The sequence below is a fragment of the Dysgonomonas sp. 216 genome (assembly GCF_010501065.1).
Lineage (GTDB): Bacteria > Bacteroidota > Bacteroidia > Bacteroidales > Dysgonomonadaceae > QVMM01.
Window position 1 is genome coordinate 23,494 of record NZ_QVMM01000021.1, and the last position, 21,558, is coordinate 45,051.

General features: G+C 38.2%; 17 protein-coding genes. 11 read left to right on the plus strand and 6 right to left on the minus strand.

Going from position 1 to position 21,558, the window contains the following annotated elements; all coding sequences use genetic code 11:
- Positions 1-2 precede the first annotated feature (2 nt).
- The 3 genes from sufD (at position 3) to D0T53_RS11690 (ending at position 3,758) form a co-directional block, all read left to right on the plus strand.
- Positions 3-1,343, plus strand: a complete 1,341-nt coding sequence (gene sufD / locus D0T53_RS11680; protein WP_163268097.1) for a Fe-S cluster assembly protein SufD — start codon at positions 3-5, stop codon at positions 1,341-1,343.
- Between the two features lie 9 nt (positions 1,344-1,352).
- Positions 1,353-2,570, plus strand: coding sequence for an aminotransferase class V-fold PLP-dependent enzyme (locus D0T53_RS11685; RefSeq protein WP_163268099.1), 1,218 nt, complete (start codon positions 1,353-1,355; stop codon positions 2,568-2,570).
- A gap of 267 nt (positions 2,571-2,837) precedes the next feature.
- Positions 2,838-3,758 (plus strand): putative 2-dehydropantoate 2-reductase, encoded by a 921-nt coding sequence (locus D0T53_RS11690; protein WP_163268101.1) that lies wholly within the window; start codon positions 2,838-2,840, stop codon positions 3,756-3,758.
- Here D0T53_RS11690 and D0T53_RS11695 read toward each other — a convergent pair.
- The 5 genes from D0T53_RS11695 to epsC all read right to left on the minus strand — a co-directional run bounded on the left by D0T53_RS11695 (position 3,755) and on the right by epsC (position 9,489).
- On the minus strand, positions 3,755-4,918 hold the full coding sequence (locus D0T53_RS11695; RefSeq protein WP_163268103.1) for a PAS domain-containing sensor histidine kinase: 1,164 nt from the start codon (positions 4,916-4,918) through the stop codon (positions 3,755-3,757). The two genes, D0T53_RS11690 and D0T53_RS11695, sit on opposite strands and share 4 nt — an antisense overlap.
- 133 nt (positions 4,919-5,051) lie before the next feature.
- Positions 5,052-6,848, minus strand: a complete 1,797-nt coding sequence (locus D0T53_RS11700; protein ID WP_163268105.1) for a chloride channel protein — start codon at positions 6,846-6,848, stop codon at positions 5,052-5,054.
- A 93-nt stretch (positions 6,849-6,941) separates the two neighbouring features.
- A complete protein-coding gene (cysK, locus tag D0T53_RS11705; RefSeq protein WP_163268107.1) occupies positions 6,942-7,850 on the minus strand; it encodes a cysteine synthase A in 909 nt (302 codons plus the stop codon).
- A gap of 46 nt (positions 7,851-7,896) precedes the next feature.
- On the minus strand, positions 7,897-8,649 hold the full coding sequence (locus D0T53_RS11710) for a hypothetical protein (RefSeq protein ID WP_163268109.1): 753 nt from the start codon (positions 8,647-8,649) through the stop codon (positions 7,897-7,899).
- Between the two features lie 24 nt (positions 8,650-8,673).
- Complete coding sequence (gene epsC, locus D0T53_RS11715; RefSeq protein WP_163268111.1) at positions 8,674-9,489, minus strand: serine O-acetyltransferase EpsC; 816 nt, start codon at positions 9,487-9,489, stop codon at positions 8,674-8,676.
- 207 nt (positions 9,490-9,696) lie between these two features.
- Between epsC and gdhA the strand changes: the two genes are divergently transcribed.
- From gdhA to D0T53_RS11755, 8 genes are all read left to right on the plus strand, one after another.
- Positions 9,697-11,034, plus strand: coding sequence for an NADP-specific glutamate dehydrogenase (gene gdhA, locus D0T53_RS11720; protein ID WP_163268113.1), 1,338 nt, complete (start codon positions 9,697-9,699; stop codon positions 11,032-11,034).
- A gap of 221 nt (positions 11,035-11,255) precedes the next feature.
- Positions 11,256-12,797, plus strand: coding sequence for a hypothetical protein (locus tag D0T53_RS11725; protein ID WP_163268115.1), 1,542 nt, complete (start codon positions 11,256-11,258; stop codon positions 12,795-12,797).
- Between the two features lie 468 nt (positions 12,798-13,265).
- Entirely contained in the window at positions 13,266-15,524 is a 2,259-nt protein-coding gene (locus D0T53_RS11730; RefSeq protein ID WP_163268117.1) for an aconitate hydratase, read from the plus strand.
- Positions 15,525-16,001, plus strand: a complete 477-nt coding sequence (locus D0T53_RS11735) for an N-acetyltransferase (protein WP_163268120.1) — start codon at positions 15,525-15,527, stop codon at positions 15,999-16,001.
- Positions 16,002-16,047: 46 nt separating this feature from the next.
- A complete protein-coding gene (icd, locus tag D0T53_RS11740) occupies positions 16,048-17,310 on the plus strand; it encodes an NADP-dependent isocitrate dehydrogenase (protein ID WP_163268122.1) in 1,263 nt (420 codons plus the stop codon).
- Between the two features lie 22 nt (positions 17,311-17,332).
- Positions 17,333-18,679 carry a citrate synthase gene (locus D0T53_RS11745; RefSeq protein ID WP_163268124.1) on the plus strand — a complete coding sequence of 449 codons (1,347 nt, stop codon included), beginning with the start codon at positions 17,333-17,335 and terminating at the stop codon, positions 18,677-18,679.
- Positions 18,680-18,765: 86 nt separating this feature from the next.
- A complete protein-coding gene (rluF, locus tag D0T53_RS11750; RefSeq protein WP_163268126.1) occupies positions 18,766-19,758 on the plus strand; it encodes a 23S rRNA pseudouridine(2604) synthase RluF in 993 nt (330 codons plus the stop codon).
- A gap of 88 nt (positions 19,759-19,846) precedes the next feature.
- The gene (locus tag D0T53_RS11755; RefSeq protein WP_163268128.1) at positions 19,847-21,187 is read left to right on the plus strand and encodes a DEAD/DEAH box helicase; all 1,341 of its coding nucleotides are present in this window, start codon (positions 19,847-19,849) and stop codon (positions 21,185-21,187) included.
- A 45-nt stretch (positions 21,188-21,232) separates the two neighbouring features.
- Here the strand turns inward: D0T53_RS11755 and D0T53_RS11760 are convergent, their stop codons facing one another.
- The gene (locus tag D0T53_RS11760; protein ID WP_163268131.1) at positions 21,233-21,547 is read right to left on the minus strand and encodes a hypothetical protein; all 315 of its coding nucleotides are present in this window, start codon (positions 21,545-21,547) and stop codon (positions 21,233-21,235) included.
- Positions 21,548-21,558: the final 11 nt, after the last annotated feature.

Below are 21,558 nucleotides of genomic sequence, written 5' to 3' on the forward strand. Positions count from 1 at the left end.
AGATGATTGAAACCCAATATATAGATTTATTCACCGAATACCGTACAACGATAGACGAACATTCGTCGGGTATTATGAATAATCTGCGAGATAAGGCTTTCGAGGCTTTTAAAAAAGAAGGATTTCCGACGAAAGAGCTTGAGGATTATCAAAACTCGGATATTGCAGAAAAGTTTGTGCCCGATTATGGGTTGAATATTCGTCAGCTTATTCCGAATATAGACCCTTATGTGGCTTTTAAATGTAATATTCCCGAACTATCGACCAATCTGTACTTTATGTTGAACGATTCGTTGTATAACAAATCGTTACCCGCAATGGAGTACCCGGCGGATGTTTTTGTGGGAAGCTTAAAAGAGTTTGCCGGACAATACCCCGATGTGTGTGCAAAATATTACGGGCAAACTGCCAATGTTGAGGGTAATAGCCTTGTAGCTTTCAATACAATGTTTGCACAGGATGGATTTGTAGTTTATGTTCCTGATAATGTTATTGTAGAACAGCCTATACAACTAATAAACATACTGATAAGTAACGCCGATTTTTTAGTGAATCGCCGTTTGTTGCTTATTGCCGGTAAAAATTCGCAATTTAAAGTGTTGGTTTGTGACCATGCTGTCGATAACTCTCAATTTTTAGTAACTCAGGTAACTGAGATATTTGCGGACGAAAACGCCCATGTCGATTTTTACGAATTGGAAGAGAACTCGGATAAGGTTACACGCTTGGCTTCTACTTTTATCCGTCAGGATAAAGGTTCGAATGTAATGGCTAATAATGTGACTCTGAATTGCGGATTTACCCGAAATAACTATCGATTGACTTTTGCCGGCGAGTATGCCGAAGGGCATGTATGCGGCGTAGTTGTTGCTGACAGGAAGCAACATGTCGATAATTTTGTGTTTGTAGATCATGCTAAACCAAACTGCCATAGTAACCAGTTATTTAAATATGTGTTGCAGGACGAATCGTTAGGTGTGTTTTGCGGGCGTATTCTGGTTGAAAAAGATGCACAAAAAACAATTGCATATCAATCGAACAATAATCTTTGTTCATCGGCTAAGGCGCATATGTATTCGAAACCACAGCTCGAAATTTATGCCGACGATGTAAAGTGTTCGCATGGACTAACTACAGGACAGTTGGACGAAGATGCGTTGTTTTATTTGCGCGCGAGGGGTATTCCCGAAGTACAGGCCCGTTTAATGCTTATGCAGGCTTTTACAAGCGGAGTACTCGATTTAATCCGTTTGGACGTATTGAAAGAACGTTTGTACGAGCTTGTCGAAAAACGTTTTAAAGGAGAGTCAGCTCGCTGCGGAAATTGTTTGATTTGCAAATAACATACATATATGTTCGATATAAATAAAATACGGGAGGATTTTCCTATACTTAACAGAAAGATATACGGGAAGCCTCTTGTTTATTTAGATAACGGAGCTACTGTTCAGAAACCCAGATGTGTAGTAGATAAAATTGAAGAGCTGTATTATACCTGTAATGCGAATATTCATCGGGGGGTGCATACACTGAGTCAGGAGGCTACAGAACTGACTGAGCAGGCTCGCAAAAAGGTGCAGGCTTTTATCAATGCAAAGCATTCGCACGAAATCATTTTTACAAAAGGAACAACCGAGAGTATCAATTTAGTAGCTTCGAGTTTTTGCCGCCGCTTTTGCAAAGAAGGAGACGAGATAATAGTTTCGGCAATGGAACATCATGCCAATATTGTACCTTGGCAAATTGAGGGCGATATATCGGGGGTGAAGTTAAAAGTGATACCTATAAATGAGAAAGGCGAACTTATTCTGGAAGAATTCGAAAAGTTAATCTCGCCTAAAACCCGCTTGGTATCGGTTACCCATGTGTCGAATGTGTTGGGTACTATAAACCCTATTGAGAAGATTATCGATATCGCACATCGGCATGGAATTCCAGTGTTGATAGATGCTGCGCAATCGGTACAACATATCCCTGTTGATGTGCAACAGCTCGATTGCGATTTTCTTGCTTTTTCGAGTCACAAAATATACGGGCCTACGGGTGTTGGCGTTTTGTACGGAAAAGAAGAATTTCTGAACCGGATGCCACCATATCAGGGTGGAGGCGAAATGATCGGGCACGTATCGTTTAAAGGAACAACATATAACGAGTTGCCATTTAAATTTGAGGCAGGTACGCCTAACTACATAGATGTAATTGCATTGGGAACGGCTTTAGATTATGTGCTTTCGGTCGGTTTGGAACAAATAAAAGAACATGAAGACTATTTGCTGCATTATTGTACGTCTAAGCTTCAGGAAATTGATGGTATTCGCTTTTTCGGAACATCACTCAACAAAAGCAGCGTAATATCGTTTCTTGTTGGCAATATTCATCATTACGATATGGGAATGATGCTCGATAAAATGGGTATAGCAGTTCGTACAGGGCACCATTGTGCTCAACCTTTAATGGAGGAATTAGGCATTGAAGGCACAGTGCGTGCTTCTTTTGCCGTTTATAATACAAAAGAAGAGGTTGATATCTTTGTAGATGGAGTGAATAGAATTGTCGGGATGTTTAAATAAACTCTCATATAGAGTAAAAGAGCTGATCTGGTTTATGAACAAGATCAGCTCTTTTTCTTTTTAGGGGAGGGTATTCGGGTTATTTATTCACAGTTTCTTCTTCAGAATGTTAAAGCTCCCGATAGTTATAAGTTTGCTTTCGGTATTGCCGGCTTTTTCGTAACATGAAGTAGAGTATATGGAGCTTATTGATATTTATAATTGATATGTCTTTTATTGTTGAGATAAATAAGGTTTTTATAAATTTGTGCTGAAAAAAATCTGGATATGTCTTTAAAATATGCGATAATAGGTACAGGTGCCATAGGCGGATACTATGGCGGAATGTTGGCTCAGGCAGGCCAAGAGGTTCATTTTTTATTTAACTCTGATTACGGATATGTTAAACAGAACGGATTAAGGGTTGATTCGGTTAAAGGTAATTTTCATCTGGATAATCTTTTAGCATATAATAATACGGCTGATATGCCGGCGTGTGATGTTGTTTTGGTTTGTTTAAAATCGACGAATAATTATCTGTTGAAAGATTTGTTGCCTCCTTTGTTGCATAACGATACTCTTGTTATTTTGATTCAGAATGGATTAGGATTGGAAGAAGATCTTCAGAGTGAATTCCCCGACCTGAATATAGCTGGAGGTTTAGCTTTTATATGTTCGAATAAAGTAAGCGAAGGCTACATCGCTCATCTTGATTATGGTAAATTAAGTATGGGGCTTTATTCCCGTAATGGGCTTAATACGTTGAAGCTGGTTTGCGAAGATATGCTTAATGCAGGTATTGAGTCGGTTTTGGTTGATTTAGAGCCTGCCCGTTGGATGAAACTTGTATGGAATATACCATATAACGGGATAACTGTGGTTTTGAACACTACTACCGACAAATTAATGAATACACCTTGCTCTAAGGAACTTCTTTATGAAATAATGCTGGAAGTTATCAGAGGAGGAAATAGAGTAGGGGAAGGGCGTTTTTCGATTTCGGAATCTTATGCAACTCAAATGCTTGAAATGACCGAAGTAATGACTCCGTATTCGCCCAGTATGAAACTCGACTTTGATAATTGCCGCCCGTTGGAGATTGATTATATTTACTCACGCCCTATTCGGGTTGCGGCAAAAGCAGGTTTCGATATGGCAAAAATCAGTATGCTCGAAAAGCAATTGCGTTTTATACAAGCGCAATATTAGGATTGCTGTTTTGCAGCTTTCAGTTCTATCCTGAAAGTTGTGCCAACTCCTATTTCCGACGATTTTACATATATCTTACCATTGTGGTACGATTCGATAATACGTTTTGTTAGCGATAACCCGAGTCCCCAACCTCTGGCTTTGGTGGTAAATCCGGGTGAAAATACTGTTTTGAACCGCGATTTTGGAATACCTTTTCCTGTGTCGCTGATATCAAGAAATATAGTTCCGTTCGATTTGGTAATAGTGTAGTTGATAGAACCTTTGCCTTCCATTGCGTCAACCGCATTTTTTGTAAGGTTTTCGATAACCCAGCTGAAAAGCGAATTATTGAGATTTACATAAATATCTTCTTCGGGAAAATTAAACGAAAAGCTTACTTTTTTCGAAATCCTGTTTTGTAAATAGTTTATCGAGTTTGTTACCACTTCTTTAAATTCGTGCAGATCGGGGTCGGGCATCGAGCCTATTTTAGAGAAGCGGTCGGCTACGATTTGCAGGCGTTCCACATCTTTGTCCATTTCGCGTGCAATGGACGAGTCGGGGTCTTTCAGCTTCATGTATTCAGTCCATGCCATTAGCGATGATATGGGTGTTCCTAATTGATGCGCAGTCTCTTTCGATAATCCCACCCATACTTTGTTTTGCTCGGCTTTCTTGGTGCTTAACAGGGCTAGGAACGAAGTTAATATGAATATGGTTAGCACTCCCAATTGTATGAACGGATATATCTGAAGGCGTTTAAGTGTATAAGAGTCGTCGTAATACACGTATTGCTTAAAAGCATCGTTATCTATTTCTATTGCATCGTGGTTTTTCTTGAAAGCTATAACTTTCTTTTTGAGGTACAATGCCGAATCCTGAACATCTTTCATGTCTATGTTCATGTGGTACATAACATTGTCGTCAACATCGCATAAGATAACAGGTACGGTTTCGTTTCCCGAAAGTATACGGAGTATGATGTTGGTATCGGTATTTTCGTCTTCGGTCGATGCAGCAATGCGCATTGCCTCAGCCCAGAGTTCTATTTTTTGCCTTTCTTCTCTTGATAAGTCCTCGATAAGATAATTTGAAACAACCAGCGAAGATGTGGCAATAATAACCGCAACAGCAATAAACAGGTATTTGAATAAATTGTTATGTTCCTGCAAATTCATCTTTTGCTAAATTGTTTATTTCTATAAACGGACGAAAAAAAGTTTTATTCTCAAAAGTAATCAAAAACTTAGAAATACGCTACAGCGCATATCTCTAAGTTATAGGGTTGTATTACGGCTTCTGATTTTAGTATCAGTCTTTTTCCGAGAAATTTTCGACAAGAACCTCCCGATAAGTATTTAATACGCTCGATTTGGAGAAGAATCCCTGATATACTCCGTTTTCGTCTACTACAGGTAGGTTCCATGCTTTGGTGTCGTCAAACAACCTCATTATTTTTTCTATTGTCATGTTTACAACAATAACAGCAGGAGGCGATACCATGAAGCGTTTTACTTTGAATCGGTCGTATAAATCGGGGCGGAACATTATGTTCCTGATATTATCAATAAGCACAATACCCATCAGCTTGTTGTTATCATCAATCACAGGAAACACATTACGTGGCGAACGCGAAATAACAGTAACAACATCGCCCAAAGTCATATCGGGCTTCACTGTCTCGAAGTTCTTTTCGATAAGTTCTTTTCTCGACATAAGAGTTAATATAGCCCTGTCTTTATGATGGGTCAACAATTCGCCTTTTTTAGCCAAGCGCATTGCATATATACTATGCGGTTCGAAAAGTTTTATAGTAGCATACGACACCATAGACACAATCATCAGAGGTAGAAATAATTCATATCCTCCCGTTAACTCGGCAATAAGAAAGGTTCCTGTTAAGGGTGCATGCATAACTCCTGCCATAACTCCTGCCATACCCATCAGTGCAAAGTTTTGTTGTGGCAATCCCGGCCCGAATCCTACATTATTTGCCCAATAGGAAAATATATATCCGGCAACACAACCGAGAAATAGCGAAGGTGCAAAAATACCTCCGGTTCCACCACCACCATTGGTGGAGCTGGATGCAAATACTTTAAGTAATAGTACAGGGGCTAAAAACCAGATAATACCCCATTTAAAATCTTTATATTGGTAGAATATGCTTCCATCCATAAGTCCTGTGTTGTCGGTTAAGCCAACAAGTAGCTGATTAATGGTATCGTATCCTTCACCATACAATGGGGGTAAAAAGAATATGAGTATACTTAATATACATGCGCAGATTATAAATTTTGTCCAATAACCGAGCGGGCGCATTTTATCTTCGAAGAAGCTCATGGCACGGGTAAAGTATAACGAGACTAAACCACAGAATAGCCCCAATAGTATAACGAACGGTATGCGTTCCATTTCGAATTGGTTTCCGTGCGAAAATTCGAACATGGCATTCGATCCTGTAGTGATATATGCAAAAGTAGCAGCAGTAACAGAAGATACAAGCAGTGGCAGTACTGTTGTTAGCGTAAGGTCTATCATTAAAACTTCGATAACGAATATAAGACCTGCGATGGGGGCTTTAAATATTCCCGCAATGGCTCCGGCAGCGCCACATCCCAAAAGTAGCATAAGATGCCTTGGCTCCAGCTTAAAAGCCCGTCCTAAGTTAGACCCGATGGCCGCACCGGTAAGCACAATGGGAGCCTCGGCTCCTACCGATCCTCCGAATCCTATGGTAACCGAACTGGCTACAACCGAAGTGTACATGTTGTGAGGCTTTATATAACTCTTTCGTTGAGATATAGCGTATAATATTTTGGTAACCCCATGGCTGATATCGTCGCGAACAATATACCTTACATATAGCCCGCCTAGCAGAATACCTATAATCGGCAATATCAGGTATACATAGTTTACTCCTTCGGGATTGAGGTTATCGGTAAGAAATGTTTGAATAAAGTGTATAAGTGTTTTTAATATAAGGGCTGCGCATGCAGTAAAAAGCCCTATCAGAAAACTTACGAACATAAGAAAGTGTTGTTCCTTTATGTTCTTGTTTTTCCATGTAAGAAACCTGTTAAAATATCTTTTTAAAGTTGCTACCATTTTGACATCTTGATAAGCTAGCAAAAGTAAAAAAAAAGAAAGAGTAAATAAAATTTTTTATTTACTCTTTTTTGATGTTTTTTCAGGAGATGTTTAATATAATCCGTCTACCGACAGGTATCTCTCGCCAGTGTCGTAGTTTATGCTTATTATTTTTGTTCCAATATTCGATTTGTTTAAAATACGGGCAATGGCAGCTAGCGAAGCACCTGTGGAAATTCCTGCAAAAATACCTTCTTTTTTAGCAAGTTTGCGGGCATATTCGTAAGCATCGTCTTTGCTTATGGTTTGTATTCCGTCAAGTATTTTTGTATTCATGTTTTTAGGAATAAAACCGGCTCCTATTCCCTGTAAAGGATGTGGTGCTGGTGCTCCACCGCTAAGTACAGGCGACTGCTCCGGCTCCACTGCTATTATTTTTATATTTGGAAAGCATTGTTTTAGTGTTTCGCCAATACCCGATATGTGTCCTCCGGTTCCGACACCCGATACAAAATAATCGAAGCCATCGGGGAAATCTTTTATAATTTCTTGTGCTGTGGCAGTACGGTGTATAGCCGGATTGGACGGGTTTTCAAATTGTTCGGGAATCCATGCTCCTTCAATAGTTGCGGCCAATTCCTTTGCTTTTTCGATAGCACCTTTCATTCCCTGCTCGCGGGGAGTCAGTACAAATTCGGCACCAAATGCCGACATGCTTTTTCTTCGTTCAATACTCATCGATTCGGGCATGGTTATAATAACTTTATATCCTTTTATGGCTCCTACCATCGATAAACCTATTCCTGTGTTGCCTGAGGTTGGTTCTATTATTGTTCCTCCGGGTTTTAAAATGCCGTTGGCTTCGGCGTCTTCTATCATTGCCAAGGCTATGCGGTCTTTTATACTTCCTCCCGGATTTTGCCTTTCAAGTTTTAACCAAACTTCATGTTCGGGGAATAATTTATTTAAACGAATATGAGGGGTGTTCCCTATCGATTCGAGTATACTGTTGTATTTCATTTTCTAAATATTTTTATCAAAAACTTATCTTTTCTTTTTTCTCCGTTTAAAATTTCTCATTCGGAGTTATACGGTTGTATGTTACTTTACTGTCTATTTCGCTATCTGTTAAGTTTTCGTTGCCTTTTATTTCTCTTATTTGCTCCAGTGCCGCTTCTCTGTAGAGGAGTGCTCCCGAAGGGTCGCAGTTAAATAAATCGGAATAACAGGAGGAGTTGTTTAGATCGAACGGGTTAGGTTCCATTACTTCAGTAGCCTCCAATAGCCCCAAGTTGTTTTCAGCACTGTATTTAAGAGCTTCTAAAAAGACGGTTATCCTGCTGTGCGAATAAAAATAGTTTAAAGCTTTTCGTATATTCTCGTTATTTTCGTAATCAGCCAGAAGTTCTTTTACCTTATCGGCGGGTATAAATACCCCTGATGAATAGTTTTCTACTATTCGGTTAGCTTTTTCGTTAACATACTTAGCCGGAATAAAAGTCTCCCATCCTTTTGTATAACGCGTGTAACTGCTATCTTGTTCTATCAGGAACGAAAAAGCTGCCCCCCGTATGTAGAAGAATTTACGGAAAAAGCCTTGTATTACAGCTATATAATACCCGTGAGTTTTCTCGAATGTTTCGGAGTTTTCTGTTTGCAGTGCTACCGATATTGTTTTTTTGTACTTGTCGATGTAAAACTGATCGATGTTGTATTCTTTTCCAAGTGTTTCCGTTAAGATGGGTTGTTCTAGTACATCGAAATACCATTTCGATATTTCGTCTTCGGTTATCGGATGATAAGTTATGTCAAATCCCATAATTTAGTAGTTTTAAGTTTGGTATTATATTACATAATCTATTGGCTCATCAAAGTCGTGTGTGTTTTTTATTTTTACAGCAGCATTATGGAATACCAGCGAATAGGGTATAACACTTTTTGTAAGCCAAGTGTTACCGCCTATTGTCGAATCGTGTCCTATAACCGTATCTCCGCCTAAAATGGTTGCTCCTGCATAAATAACAACATTGTTTTCGATAGTGGGGTGTCGTTTTTTGTTTTTCAGGCTTTTGGTAACAAATAAAGCACCAAGTGTTACTCCCTGATATATTTTTACGTTTTCGCCAATTGTTGCAGTTTCGCCAATAACAATACCTGTTCCATGGTCTATGAAAAACATAGGGCCTATTTGTGCACCCGGATGAATGTCTATTCCTACTTTCGAATGGGCATATTCCGAAAACAATCGGGGTATGATAGGTACTTTAAGTTTGTATAGTTCGTGCGATATGCGATGTACTGTTAGCGCAAAAAAACCGGGATATGTCAATATAATTTCTTCCACGGTTTGTGCGGCAGGGTCGTTTTTCAGAAAGTTTTTTGCTTCTTCGTATAATGCCGATTGTAGCTGAGGTAGTTTTTCTATAAACTTTTCAACTATTTTTTCTGCTTCTTTTTTGTTTAGCAGGTTCGATAAGTTTTCGAGCAGAACCGAATAGACCAAATAGATGCTCTTTTCGGATTTGCATTCCTCGTCGCATACGGGGAATAATATTCTGTGGAAAAGAATGTTTAAAACATTTTCTAGTTCTATTTTGTTTATAGGCAGGCTTTTGGATTTAGCATTCAACAGTCCTGCAATACGGGATATATTATTCATCGCAAATCTTTGTTATGAGCTTTTATTATAGCAAAAATAGGAAAAAAAAGCTAATTGTTTCGATGCATACAGCTATATTATAAACACATGACGGAGATGCAAAAAATAAATGCAAAATAGGAATAAAATAGTTGTGTGAAAATGATAGTTTCTCGTCTAAATTTATATATTTGTAGTAAATAGTTGTAACTTAAATGATGTTTAAGTATGAATATAAATAACATTATGTCATCATTGGAGGCTAGGCATCCGGGTGAATTGGAATATTTGCAAGCTGTGAAAGAGGTTTTGATCTCGATAGAAGGTATTTATAACGAACATCCCGAATTTGAGAAGGCACGTGTTATTGAACGCCTTGTTGAACCGGATCGGATATTTACATTTAAGATCCCTTGGGTCGACGATAAAGGGGATATTCATGTGAATTTAGGATACAGGGTTCAGTTTAATAATGCGATAGGTCCTTATAAGGGTGGTTTGCGTTTTCATGCTTCGGTAAATTTGTCTATCCTGAAGTTTTTAGGTTTCGAACAAACATTTAAAAATGCTTTAACAACTTTGCCTATGGGTGGAGCAAAAGGTGGTTCCGACTTTTCGCCGAAAGGAAAATCCAATGCCGAAATTATGCGTTTTTGCCAATCGTTCATGCTTGAGTTGTGGCGTAATATAGGGCCCGATACCGATGTTCCAGCAGGGGATATAGGTGTAGGTGCACGTGAGGTTGGATATTTATATGGAATGTATAAAAAACTGGCGCGTGAAAATACAGGAACATTTACCGGTAAAGGCTTGGATTATGGAGGCTCGTTAGTCAGACCTGAGGCTACAGGTTTCGGAGGTTTGTATTTTGTAAACCGTATGCTCGAAAAACACGGAATCGACATAAAAGGAAAAACCGTTGCCTTGTCGGGGTTTGGTAATGTGGCATGGGGAGCGGCAATTAAAGCTACCGAATTAGGAGCAAAAGTAGTAACAATATCGGGCCCTGATGGTTATGTGTACGATCCCGATGGTATTTCGGGCGAAAAAATAGATTATTTGCTCGAATTGCGCAGCTCGGGTAACGACATAGTTGAACCTTATGCAGAACAATATCCCAAAGCTAAGTTTTTTGAGGGAAAACGTCCGTGGGAACAAAAAGTAGATATTGCTTTGCCTTGTGCTACTCAGAATGAATTGAATGAAGATGATGCCAAGATGCTGAAAGCAAACGGTGTGTTGTGTGTTGCTGAGATATCGAATATGGGCTGTACTGCCGAGGCTGTAGATTATTTTATAGCCAATAGGGTATTGTTTGCACCCGGAAAAGCTGTAAATGCCGGCGGGGTTGCTACTTCGGGGCTAGAAATGACCCAGAATGCGATGCATATACAGTGGACGGCCGAGGAAGTAGACTCGAAATTGCGGCAGATAATGGCGAATATACATGCCCAGTGTATAGAGTATGGCTTGGAAAAAGATGGTTATATTAACTACGTAAAAGGAGCTAATATTGCAGGATTTATGAAAGTTGCCCGGGCAATGATTGCTCAGGGTGTTATATAATTGTTTGTAGTTGTAAGTGTTAAAAGAGGTGGAGGTTTTCTGCCTCTTTTTTATTTCGCTATTGAGAATAGATGTTTGTAGGGGATAAATAGGGTAGAGCTTGCTTTTCAAAAATAACGGGTACTTATAAGTGTATTTACCTCGTTAGACTATTTTTTATACTTTTGTAAAATTAGGGTAACAATATAAACAACAACAAAGAAGCTTTTTGCTTTTAAGATATGCTTAATAAAGAACAAGATATTTATAGTTTTCGAAGTTTGCTATATCCGCAAAAATATCCTATTCAGTACACTATATTGAATATTTTATTTCTTCTTGTTATAGTAGCTGCCATTTACACAGGTTTTTCGATGCTTATGGTTGGACGAAGCTTGTGGCTCGACGAAGCGGCATTGGCATATTCGTTTAGCGAAAGGCCTTTTATTGGTCTTACTTCATCAGCTTTCGAATATATGCAATCTGCACCAGTTGTTTATCTTTATATAGTTAAGGCTATAACTCTGTTGTTTGGAAATACGGAGATTACGCTTCGGTTGTGGTCTTTTATCTCCTATCTTCTACTTATATTTATAAGCTATAAGTTTTTAACTAAAATATTACCTGTCCGATTTCCGCTTTTAGGTACGGCATTTATTGCAAATCTTTCATATTTAATCTGGTATTCTGTTGAGTTTAAGCCGTATATGAGCGATTGTTTTTCTGTGTTATTAGTTATCCTGTGCTATTATTTTTATTGTGGGAAAAAGATAAATGTTTATGTTTTATCCTTAATTTATGCCATTGTTATATGGAACTCAAATCCGGCATGTTTCTTTATATCGGGTATCATTATTTTCGAATTTGTAACAGGTTTAATAAGGAAGGAGTATAGCAGAGTTAAAAACAGCATTGTTGTAGGAATTTTCGCATTAGTAAGTTTTGTCGCTTATTATGCCTATTGGCTAAAGCCTGTGATTGATGCGGGAGACATGGGCGAATATTGGAAAAATGCTAAATTCAACTTTTTACCGCTAAGTGTTCAGGAGCTAAAAAATCAGTTTATTCTTTTGCGTGGAATTGTATACCCAATGGGTTTAATTAATGGCCCTGTGCTTTTTCTTGCCGGAGGTATCGGATTTATCATAAACCTGATAAAAGATAGGAACAGGTATGTTAGTGTTATTTATATTGGTATTATTATATCTCTTATAGCTTCATACTTGGGCTTTTATCCGATGAAAAACAGACTTTTCCTGTTTGTGTACCCATTGTTAGCCGTTCTTTTGTTTTATTATCTCAACATGCTATTGTCGTGGGGGAATAAGAAAAAATATGTTCTGGTAATTGCTTTCTCTGTTATGCTTTTATTTATGACTGACGGAATTGTTAAATATCGGACACGCGATAGTGCATATATGCCTATGGGCGAAACAAATCTGGCATTAGATTATATTTCGGGGAGAATAAAGAGCAACGAAAGTTTGTATTTGTACTATTATAGTGTTCCAAGTTTTTATTACAAAACAAAATTCAAGGAAAACAGAGATACTTTTTTCGATGACAAAAATGTGAGATTTGGAAAAACTTCTTTTACGGAAGAAAAGAGTAAAGATGATGCTGATTATATACTGTCAAATCAGCCGACCTATATTCTTACATCTAACATGTACGACGAATATAAAGGCATTGAACCTCTATTCGATTTACTAAAATCTAACGGAAAATTGGAGCTGATTTATGACAGGTACGAAACAAGAGTCTATTATTTTACAAATAAATAAGTAGGGCTTGTTAAAGACGTGTTTTTGCTTTTTTATTATCAATAAATATGTTCCCAAACATATTTTTATTACTTTTATAGGAAGATAAAGTAATAATCGGTAACGTGAGTTGGTATATTTAATGCGTTAATATGTACAGGTTTAGTCTTATAATGTTTGTTTTGTCAACAATAGGTGTTTTGCTTAATGTTGTACTCATTATAATAAATAAAACCAATACTTCGGACTATATAAGGGCGGTTTCGCTATTAATATTTTCTTCTTATTTTCTTTTTCTGGTACGGTATTACTACAAAAAAAATACATTGAAAAAGAAATAGTATAATTAAAAACTTCAAACAATGTTTGAGTATTTAGCGAATCAAATAAGGTGCATATTTTAAACTTGCCTATTAAAGTTGCTAATTCTTATTATCTTTGCAAACAGAAACGTATTCTATAAAAATAGTAACTAAAAGAAATTAATATATGACTTTTGATGTTAAAATGATTGAAACGCTGTATCGGTCGTTTCCGGAAAAAGTGAACGAAGCCAGAAAAGCCTTGCAAAAGCCACTGACTCTTGCCGAAAAAATATTGTATGTACACCTATCGGGAGGTGAAAAGCTTTCCGATTACGAAAGGGGAGAAGCATACGTTAACTTTTCGCCCGACAGGGTTGCTATGCAGGATGCAACTGCACAAATGGCATTATTGCAATTTATGACTTCGGGGCGAACTAAGGTTGCAGTGCCAAGCACAGTACATTGCGACCATTTGATTCAAGCCTACAAATCGGCTAAGGAAGATTTACATACGGCAGAAGTAACGAATAAAGAAGTATATGATTTTTTAAGCGAAGTTTCTAATAAGTACGGAATTGGTTTCTGGAAACCGGGGGCGGGTATTATCCATCAGGTAGTATTAGAAAATTATGCGTTTCCGGGAGGTATGATGATTGGGACAGATTCGCATACACCTAACGCCGGAGGTTTGGGTATGGTTGCCATTGGTGTAGGTGGAGCCGATGCTGTAGATGTTATGGCCGGTATGCCTTGGGAACTGAAGATGCCAAAACTAATAGGTGTTAAGCTTACCGGACGTATGTCGGGTTGGACATCGTCAAAAGATGTTATATTAAAGCTAGCTGGTATATTGACAGTTAAAGGAGGAACAAATTCGATTATAGAATATTTCGGAGAAGGCACAAAGTCTATATCGGCAACCGGTAAAGCTACTATTTGCAATATGGGTGCCGAAGTGGGTGCAACCACATCGATATTTCCGTATGACAAAAAATCGGCAGAATACCTTGCTGCAACAGGGCGTAAAGATGTTGCCGAAATGGCAAATAAGATATCGGCTTATCTAAAGGCTGATGCTGAGGTTGTAGCAAATCCTGAAAAATATTACGACAGGGTTATAGAAATAAATCTTTCGGAGTTAGAGCCATATGTAAACGGTCCGTTTACGCCTGATGCAGCGTACCCTATCTCGGAGTTTGCAAAAGTGGTGAAAGAAAAAGGATATCCTCGCCAAATGGAAGTGGGGCTCATCGGATCGTGCACAAACTCATCGTACGAAGATATGACCCGTGCAGCTTCGATAGTTGAAGATGCTAAAGAAAAAGGAGTATCGGTAAAGGCTCAGTTTATTATAAATCCGGGTTCGGAGCAAGTACGGTATACATCGGAACGTGATGGAATACTACAGGTGTTTGAAGATGCGGGTGCTACAATTATGGCAAATGCCTGCGGACCTTGTATTGGTCAGTGGAAACGTGACACAGATAATCCCGATCGTCCAAATTCCATTGTGACATCCTTTAACCGCAACTTTGCAAAACGTAACGATGGTAATCCTAACACGCATGCGTTTGTAACTTCGCCCGAAATTGTGGCGGCTCTGACTATTGCAGGCGACCTTTGTTTCAATCCGATGACGGATACATTGCAGAATGCTAAAGGCGAAGATGTGATGTTAAAAGAACCGGAAGGGCAGCAGCTTCCAGCAAAAGGATTTGGTGTTGAGGATCTTGGATATATTGAACCGGTTGCAGATGGTAGTGGAATAGAAGTGAAGATTGCCCCCGATTCGCAACGCTTACAGGTTTTGCAACCTTTTGCTCGATGGAACGGAAAAGATATAGAACAACAACCTTTATTGATAAAAGCTAAAGGAAAATGTACAACCGATCATATATCGATGGCCGGGCCTTGGCTGCGTTTTCGCGGACATCTGGATAATATATCGGATAATATGTTGATTGGTGCAGCGAATGCTTTTAACGATAAAACAAATTCGGTATTGGATGTCAAAACGGGCGAATATATAGCTGTGCCCCAACTTGCCCGCAAGTTTAAAGCAGAAAATATAGGCTCGATAGTTGTTGCGGAAGAAAATTACGGAGAGGGTTCGTCTCGTGAACATGCTGCTATGGAACCCCGTTTTCTGAACGTGAAAGCTATTGTCGTTAAATCGTTCGCTCGTATTCACGAAACTAATCTGAAAAAGCAGGGTATGTTAGCCCTTACGTTTGTCGATAAGAATGATTATGATAAAATACGTGAGGATGATAAATTAAGCATACTTGGGTTAACGGATTTCCGACCCGGTAAAAACCTTACTGTTCAATTGAATCATAGCGATGGAACTATCGAATCGTTCGACGTAACTCATACTTATAACGATTTACAGATTGAGTGGTTTAAAGCCGGAAGTGCTCTTAACTATATGAAACGGGGATAAATGAAATATAGTTTCAGGGATATAGAAGAAAATGATTTTGAATTGATTTGCTGTTTTCCACAGAACGAAGATGAATTGTTTAATATGTTTCCTAAAGCACAATATCCTTTAACTGCAGAAAAATTGAAGGAATGTGCTAAAGAACGACTGGAGCCTACCGTGTTTATGTATGACAGTAAAATTGCAGGGTATGCTAATTTATATCATATAGAGAATGAAAAACTTGGGTTTGTTGGAAATGTTATTGTTCATCCCGATTATAGAAATAAAGGAATTGGTAAGTATATTCTGGAAATCATGTCGCTGAAATTGGAAGAGATTTATAAAGCAAAAGAAATTCATTTATCTTGTTTTTCAGATAATACATCTGCTTTGTTATTGTACGAAGATTATGGTTTCACTCCTTATAAAATGGAACGGCGAATAAATCATAAAGGACAAAGAATAGTTTTGATTCATGCAAAGCGAAATATCTGATAGTAAATATCAATGTATTAACAGGATATAAAAAGAATAATAGCATATGCAACAAAAAATTACAATACAAAACGGCGAATTAAATGTCCCTAATAATCCAACAATACCATTTATCGAAGGGGATGGAGTAGGGCAGGAAATTTGGAAAAATGTACAGCCCGTCTTAGATAAAGCTGTGGAAAAGGCATACGGTGGAACACGCGAAATAAACTGGATTGAAGTACTTGCAGGCGAAAAGGCTTTTAATAAGACAGGAGCGTGGTTACCCGATGAAACTATGGCTGCTTTTCGCGAATATTTAGTCGGAATAAAAGGTCCTCTTACTACTCCCGTGGGAGGAGGAATCCGTTCCTTGAATGTTGCGTTGCGTCAGGATTTGGATTTGTACGCATGTGTTCGTCCTGTGCGTTGGTTCGAAGGTGTTGAATCGCCAATAAAGACTCCCGATAAAGTGAATATGACTATATTCCGAGAGAATACCGAGGATATTTATGCCGGAATAGAATGGATGCAGGGAACACCCGAAGCTAAAAAAATCTTTGATTTTCTTCGAACCGAAATGGGGGTGAAAAAAGTCCGTTTTCCCGAAACTTCATCGTTTGGTATAAAACCCGTATCTGTTGAGGGTACAGAGCGTTTGGTGCGGGCTGCTATCGATTATGCATTAGAAAATAATCTGCCATCGGTAACCATTGTTCATAAAGGTAATATTATGAAGTTTACCGAGGGTGGTTTCAAATTATGGGGGTATACTCTAGCTGAGCGAGAGTATGGCGATAAAGTTTTTACCATGCTGCAATGGGACAGAATAAAAAAAGAACAGGGCGAAGATACAGCCAATAAGCACTTGAATGAAGCCAAGAAAAACAGAAAGCTTATAATTAAAGATGTAATAGCCGATGCTTTTCTTCAAAATACGCTGTTGAAACCAGCCGAGTATTCGGTGATAGCAACATTGAATCTGAATGGCGACTATATTTCCGATCAGTTAGCTGCTATGGTTGGAGGTATCGGCATTGCCCCGGGTGCAAACATAAATTATAAAACAGGTCATGCAATATTCGAAGCCACTCATGGTACGGCTCCCGATATTGCAGGTAAAAATATTGTAAATCCATCGTCTGTTATATTGTCAGCTGTAATGATGCTGGAATATATGGGATGGGCAGAAGCTGCGGAACTAATAACAAACGCCCTTTGTAAATTGTATGGTGCAGGAAAAGCAACAGCCGATCTTGCTCGCTTTATGGATAACGGACAAAGTTATTCGACATCGGAATTTACCTTATTACTGGCAGAGAATTTATAACAAACAAAAATGAGGTTGTATTATGGAAAATTTGATAGGTAAAATATCGGAAACAATAAGGGATAATACCCAGATAGATCCCGAATTGTTTAAAAAGCACAACGTAAAACGCGGGCTTCGTAACGAAGATCATACAGGGGTTGTTGTTGGTTTAACCAAAGTGGGAGATGTTGTAGGTTACGAACGTAACGAGGATGGAACTACCAGAGCTATTCCCGGAAGGTTACTATATCGTGGTATTGATATTGAGGATATGGTAAAAGCCGTACAACAGGAGAACAGGTTGGGATTCGAAGAAGTTGCATACCTTATTTTGGCAGGAGAATTGCCTACAAAAGAAGAATTGGACGAATTTTCTAAGATTCTGAGCCAGACAATGGATCTGAATTCTAAAATTACGATGCATATTCTCGATCTTGAAGGTCAGGATATTATGAATATCTTAGCACGTTGCGTATTAGAGTTATATACTTTTGATGAGAATCCTGACGATACCTCGGAGGAGAATCTGATAAAGCAATCGATAAATCTAATTGCAACTTTCCCTACTATTATTGCGTATGCTTATAATGCATTAAGGCATAACAGAGGTAAATCGCTTCATATTCGCCACCCAAAACCGGGCTTATCGTTGGCCGAGAATTTTCTTTACATGATTAAAGGGCAAAATTATACCGAGTTAGATGTAAAAATACTCGACTTGGCACTTATGGTTCATGCCGACCATGGTGGAGGTAATAACTCTACGTTTACAGTGAGGGTTACAAGTTCGGCCGGAACAGATACTTATGCGTCAATATCTTCGGGTATAAATGCCTTGAAAGGTCATTTGCACGGAGGCGCAAATCTTAGGGTTGGCGATATGCTTAGATATTTGAAAAAAACTATAAAGGATTGGACCAGTGTTTCCGAAATAGACGATATTCTACAAAAAATTCTTCGTAAGGAGGCATATAATAAAACCGGTAAAATATATGGTATAGGACATGCTATTTATACAATATCGGACCCTCGAGCCATGTTACTAAAAAAAATGGCGCGCGATTTGGCCTTAGAAAAAGGTAGGGAAGAAGAATTCAATTTTATGTGTTTGCTTGAAGAAAGGGCTATACATAACTTTATGGAATTTAAGGGTAAGGCTTCGGGTAAACAGGTATGTGCAAATGTCGATTTTTATTCAGGATTTGTATATGATATGCTAGGCTTACCTCAGGATATTTATACTCCGTTATTTGCTATGGCTCGTATCGTTGGATGGTGTGCGCATCGTAACGAGGAATTGAATTTTAATCAACGGCGTATAATTCGTCCGGCATATAAAAATGCATGCGAATCGAGAATTTATAGTTTGTTGGAAGATAGAAAGTAATAAATACTTTGTTTTCTGGTAATAATTTGGTAAAAAGTGTTTTCGTCGTACATTTGTATTCATTGTTATTTTAATAAAGACAGAAAATGGAATATAGGTTAAATAAATATATCAGTAGTTCAGGCTTTTGTTCCCGTCGCGATGCGGATAGATTTATCGAAGAAGGCAAAGTTACGGTTAACGGAAAACGAGCATCGGTAGGGATGCGCGTTCTTCCCGGACAAAAAGTGAGAGTAAATGGCGAACTCATTATAAATAACATCGAGCCTGTATACATTGCCTTTAACAAGCCTGTAGGTATTGTGAGTACTACAGACCCTCAGGAGAAGGATAATATTATCAATTTTATCAGGCATGAACAACGTATATTTCCTATAGGACGTTTAGATAAAGACTCGCAAGGCTTAATTTTACTGACTAATGATGGTGATATTGTAAATAAGATACTGAGAGCTGGTAATAATCATAAGAAAGATTATTTAGTTAAAGTAAATAAACCCATAACAAAAGAGTTTTTAACCCGTATGGCTAACGGGGTTCCTATTTTAGACAGGGTTACCCGTAAATGCGAAATTGTTGAAATAAACCCTTATGTGTTTCAAATATCACTTATTCAGGGTTTAAACAGACAGATCAGGCGTATGTGCGAATATTTTGATTATGAGGTGGTAAAATTGGAGCGCATTCAGATAATGAATATCAAATTAAATAACCTTGGACAAGGAAACTGGCGCAACCTTACCGAAACGGAATTGGAGGGGTTATTTGATATGTTGGAAGATTCGGAAAGCACAGTGCAGTCGAAGAAAGATCCCAACAGCAATAAGAGAATAAATAAGGCTCTGGAAAAAGAAGATCTGAAAAAGAATTATCGTAAAGCGAGCAGTGTTTCAAAATTTACAAAAAAAACCGAAAAACCCAGACAAGTATCGGAAGAACAAAGTGATAGCCCAATTCGAAAACAAAAGCCGAAAGCAAAAGGAAAACCGGCGAGTGGGTTGAGGGTTGGTAAACAAAAAGTAGCAGCTAATAAACCAAAACCTAAGCGGGGACCATCTGCTGTTAGTAAAAGAAAATAGTTGAAGACTATAGCGAAAATAGTAAGTAAAATTTGCAAAGAAAAAAGACAAAGTAGATGGCTAAGATATAATATGTTACCTTTGTCAGATGAAAACAGAAAATCAAACAGCTACTATATTATCTAATCTGGGTATTGATATATTGAACCAGATGCAAATTGCTGCACAAAAAACAATAGTCGACAACCAAGATACAATGCTTTTATCCCCAACAGGTTCGGGGAAAACTCTTGCTTATTTATTGCCTATCCTTCAGTTGCTGAAAGAGGATATAAAAACTGTACAATGTTTGGTTATTGTACCATCGCGCGAATTGGCTCTTCAAATAGAACAGGTTTGGAAAAAGATGGGGACTAAATTCAAAGTGAATGTTTGTTATGGAGGACATTCTATTGATACAGAACTAAAAAATCTTAGTAACCCTCCTGCTTTGCTTATCGGAACTCCCGGACGATTAACAGATCATCTGGAACGAAAATCTTTTGATACCCATTCCATAAAAGTATTGGTGTTGGACGAGTTTGACAAGTCGTTGCAATTGGGCTTTCAGGAAGATATGAATACGATTATCGATCGATTGCCCAGTTTACAAAAAAAAGTTTTACTTTCGGCAACATCCGATGTTGAAATTCCTGATTTTATTAAGATGGAATCACCTATAGTTCTTGATTACATACAAGAAGAAAAAAGTGATACTCTTTCAATCAAACTTGTTTTGTCTCCTGAAAAAGACAAGATAGAATCTTTATTTCAGCTTATATGCTCTTTCAAATCCGAGCCTGCACTTATTTTCTGTAACCATAGAGAGGTAGCAGAACGTATCAGTGACTTGTTAAATAAAAAAGGGATATATTCAGGATATTATCATGGAGGTATGGATCAGGATGACAGGGAAAGAATACTTATTCAGTTCAGAAATGGCAGCCTCAATTATTTGGTTACAACCGATTTGGCGGCCAGAGGTTTGGATATTCCTGAGATGAAACATGTAATTCACTATCATCTTCCGGCCAAGGAAAGCGAATTTGTTCATCGCAATGGTCGTACGGCTCGTATGCATGCATCCGGTACGGCATATGTTTTATTATATAAGGGAGACAAAACTCCGGAATACATTTCTCAATCTTTAGAGTTATATTCTGTAAAAACGGGTAGTCCGTTACCGAAACGCCCCGAATACCAAACGATTTATGTGAGTGGCGGTAAGAAAAACAAACTGAATAAAAGCGATATTGTTGGCTTCTTTTTGCAAAAAGGAAAATTGGATAAAGCGGATATTGGGTTGATAGAAGTTAAGGATTTTATCTCCTTTGTTGCCGTTCGTTTATCTGTAGTGAAAACTCTTTTATCTAATATCAGAGATGAAAAAATGAAAGGCAAAAAGTACAAGATAGAGGTAGCCCGGAATGTTGTTAAAAAAGACGATTAGTTGATAGTTTCTATATCGGGTGTCTTTTGTTGACTTCGTTATTTTTTAATTTATCATGTATGTTTCGATGATGCACAACAAAATAGTAACGGTGGCTGCCGTTATGACAAAAGCATACTTGTAACGGCTACCTGAACGCCGTAAATATAACCTTATAAACAAGGCTTGCAGGCAAAGCAATGCGAGTAATGTGCTAAAATACACGATGTACTGCCACTTCGGTTTTACATATACTTCTATGTCGGGGCGTTCCATTAGGTTTTCAGCATCGAACCATGTACCCTGCATAAATCCCATTACCGAAACAATGAATATTGGGATGAGTATGATTATGGCTACGTATAAATTTTTATTTCTCATACATGTCAAGA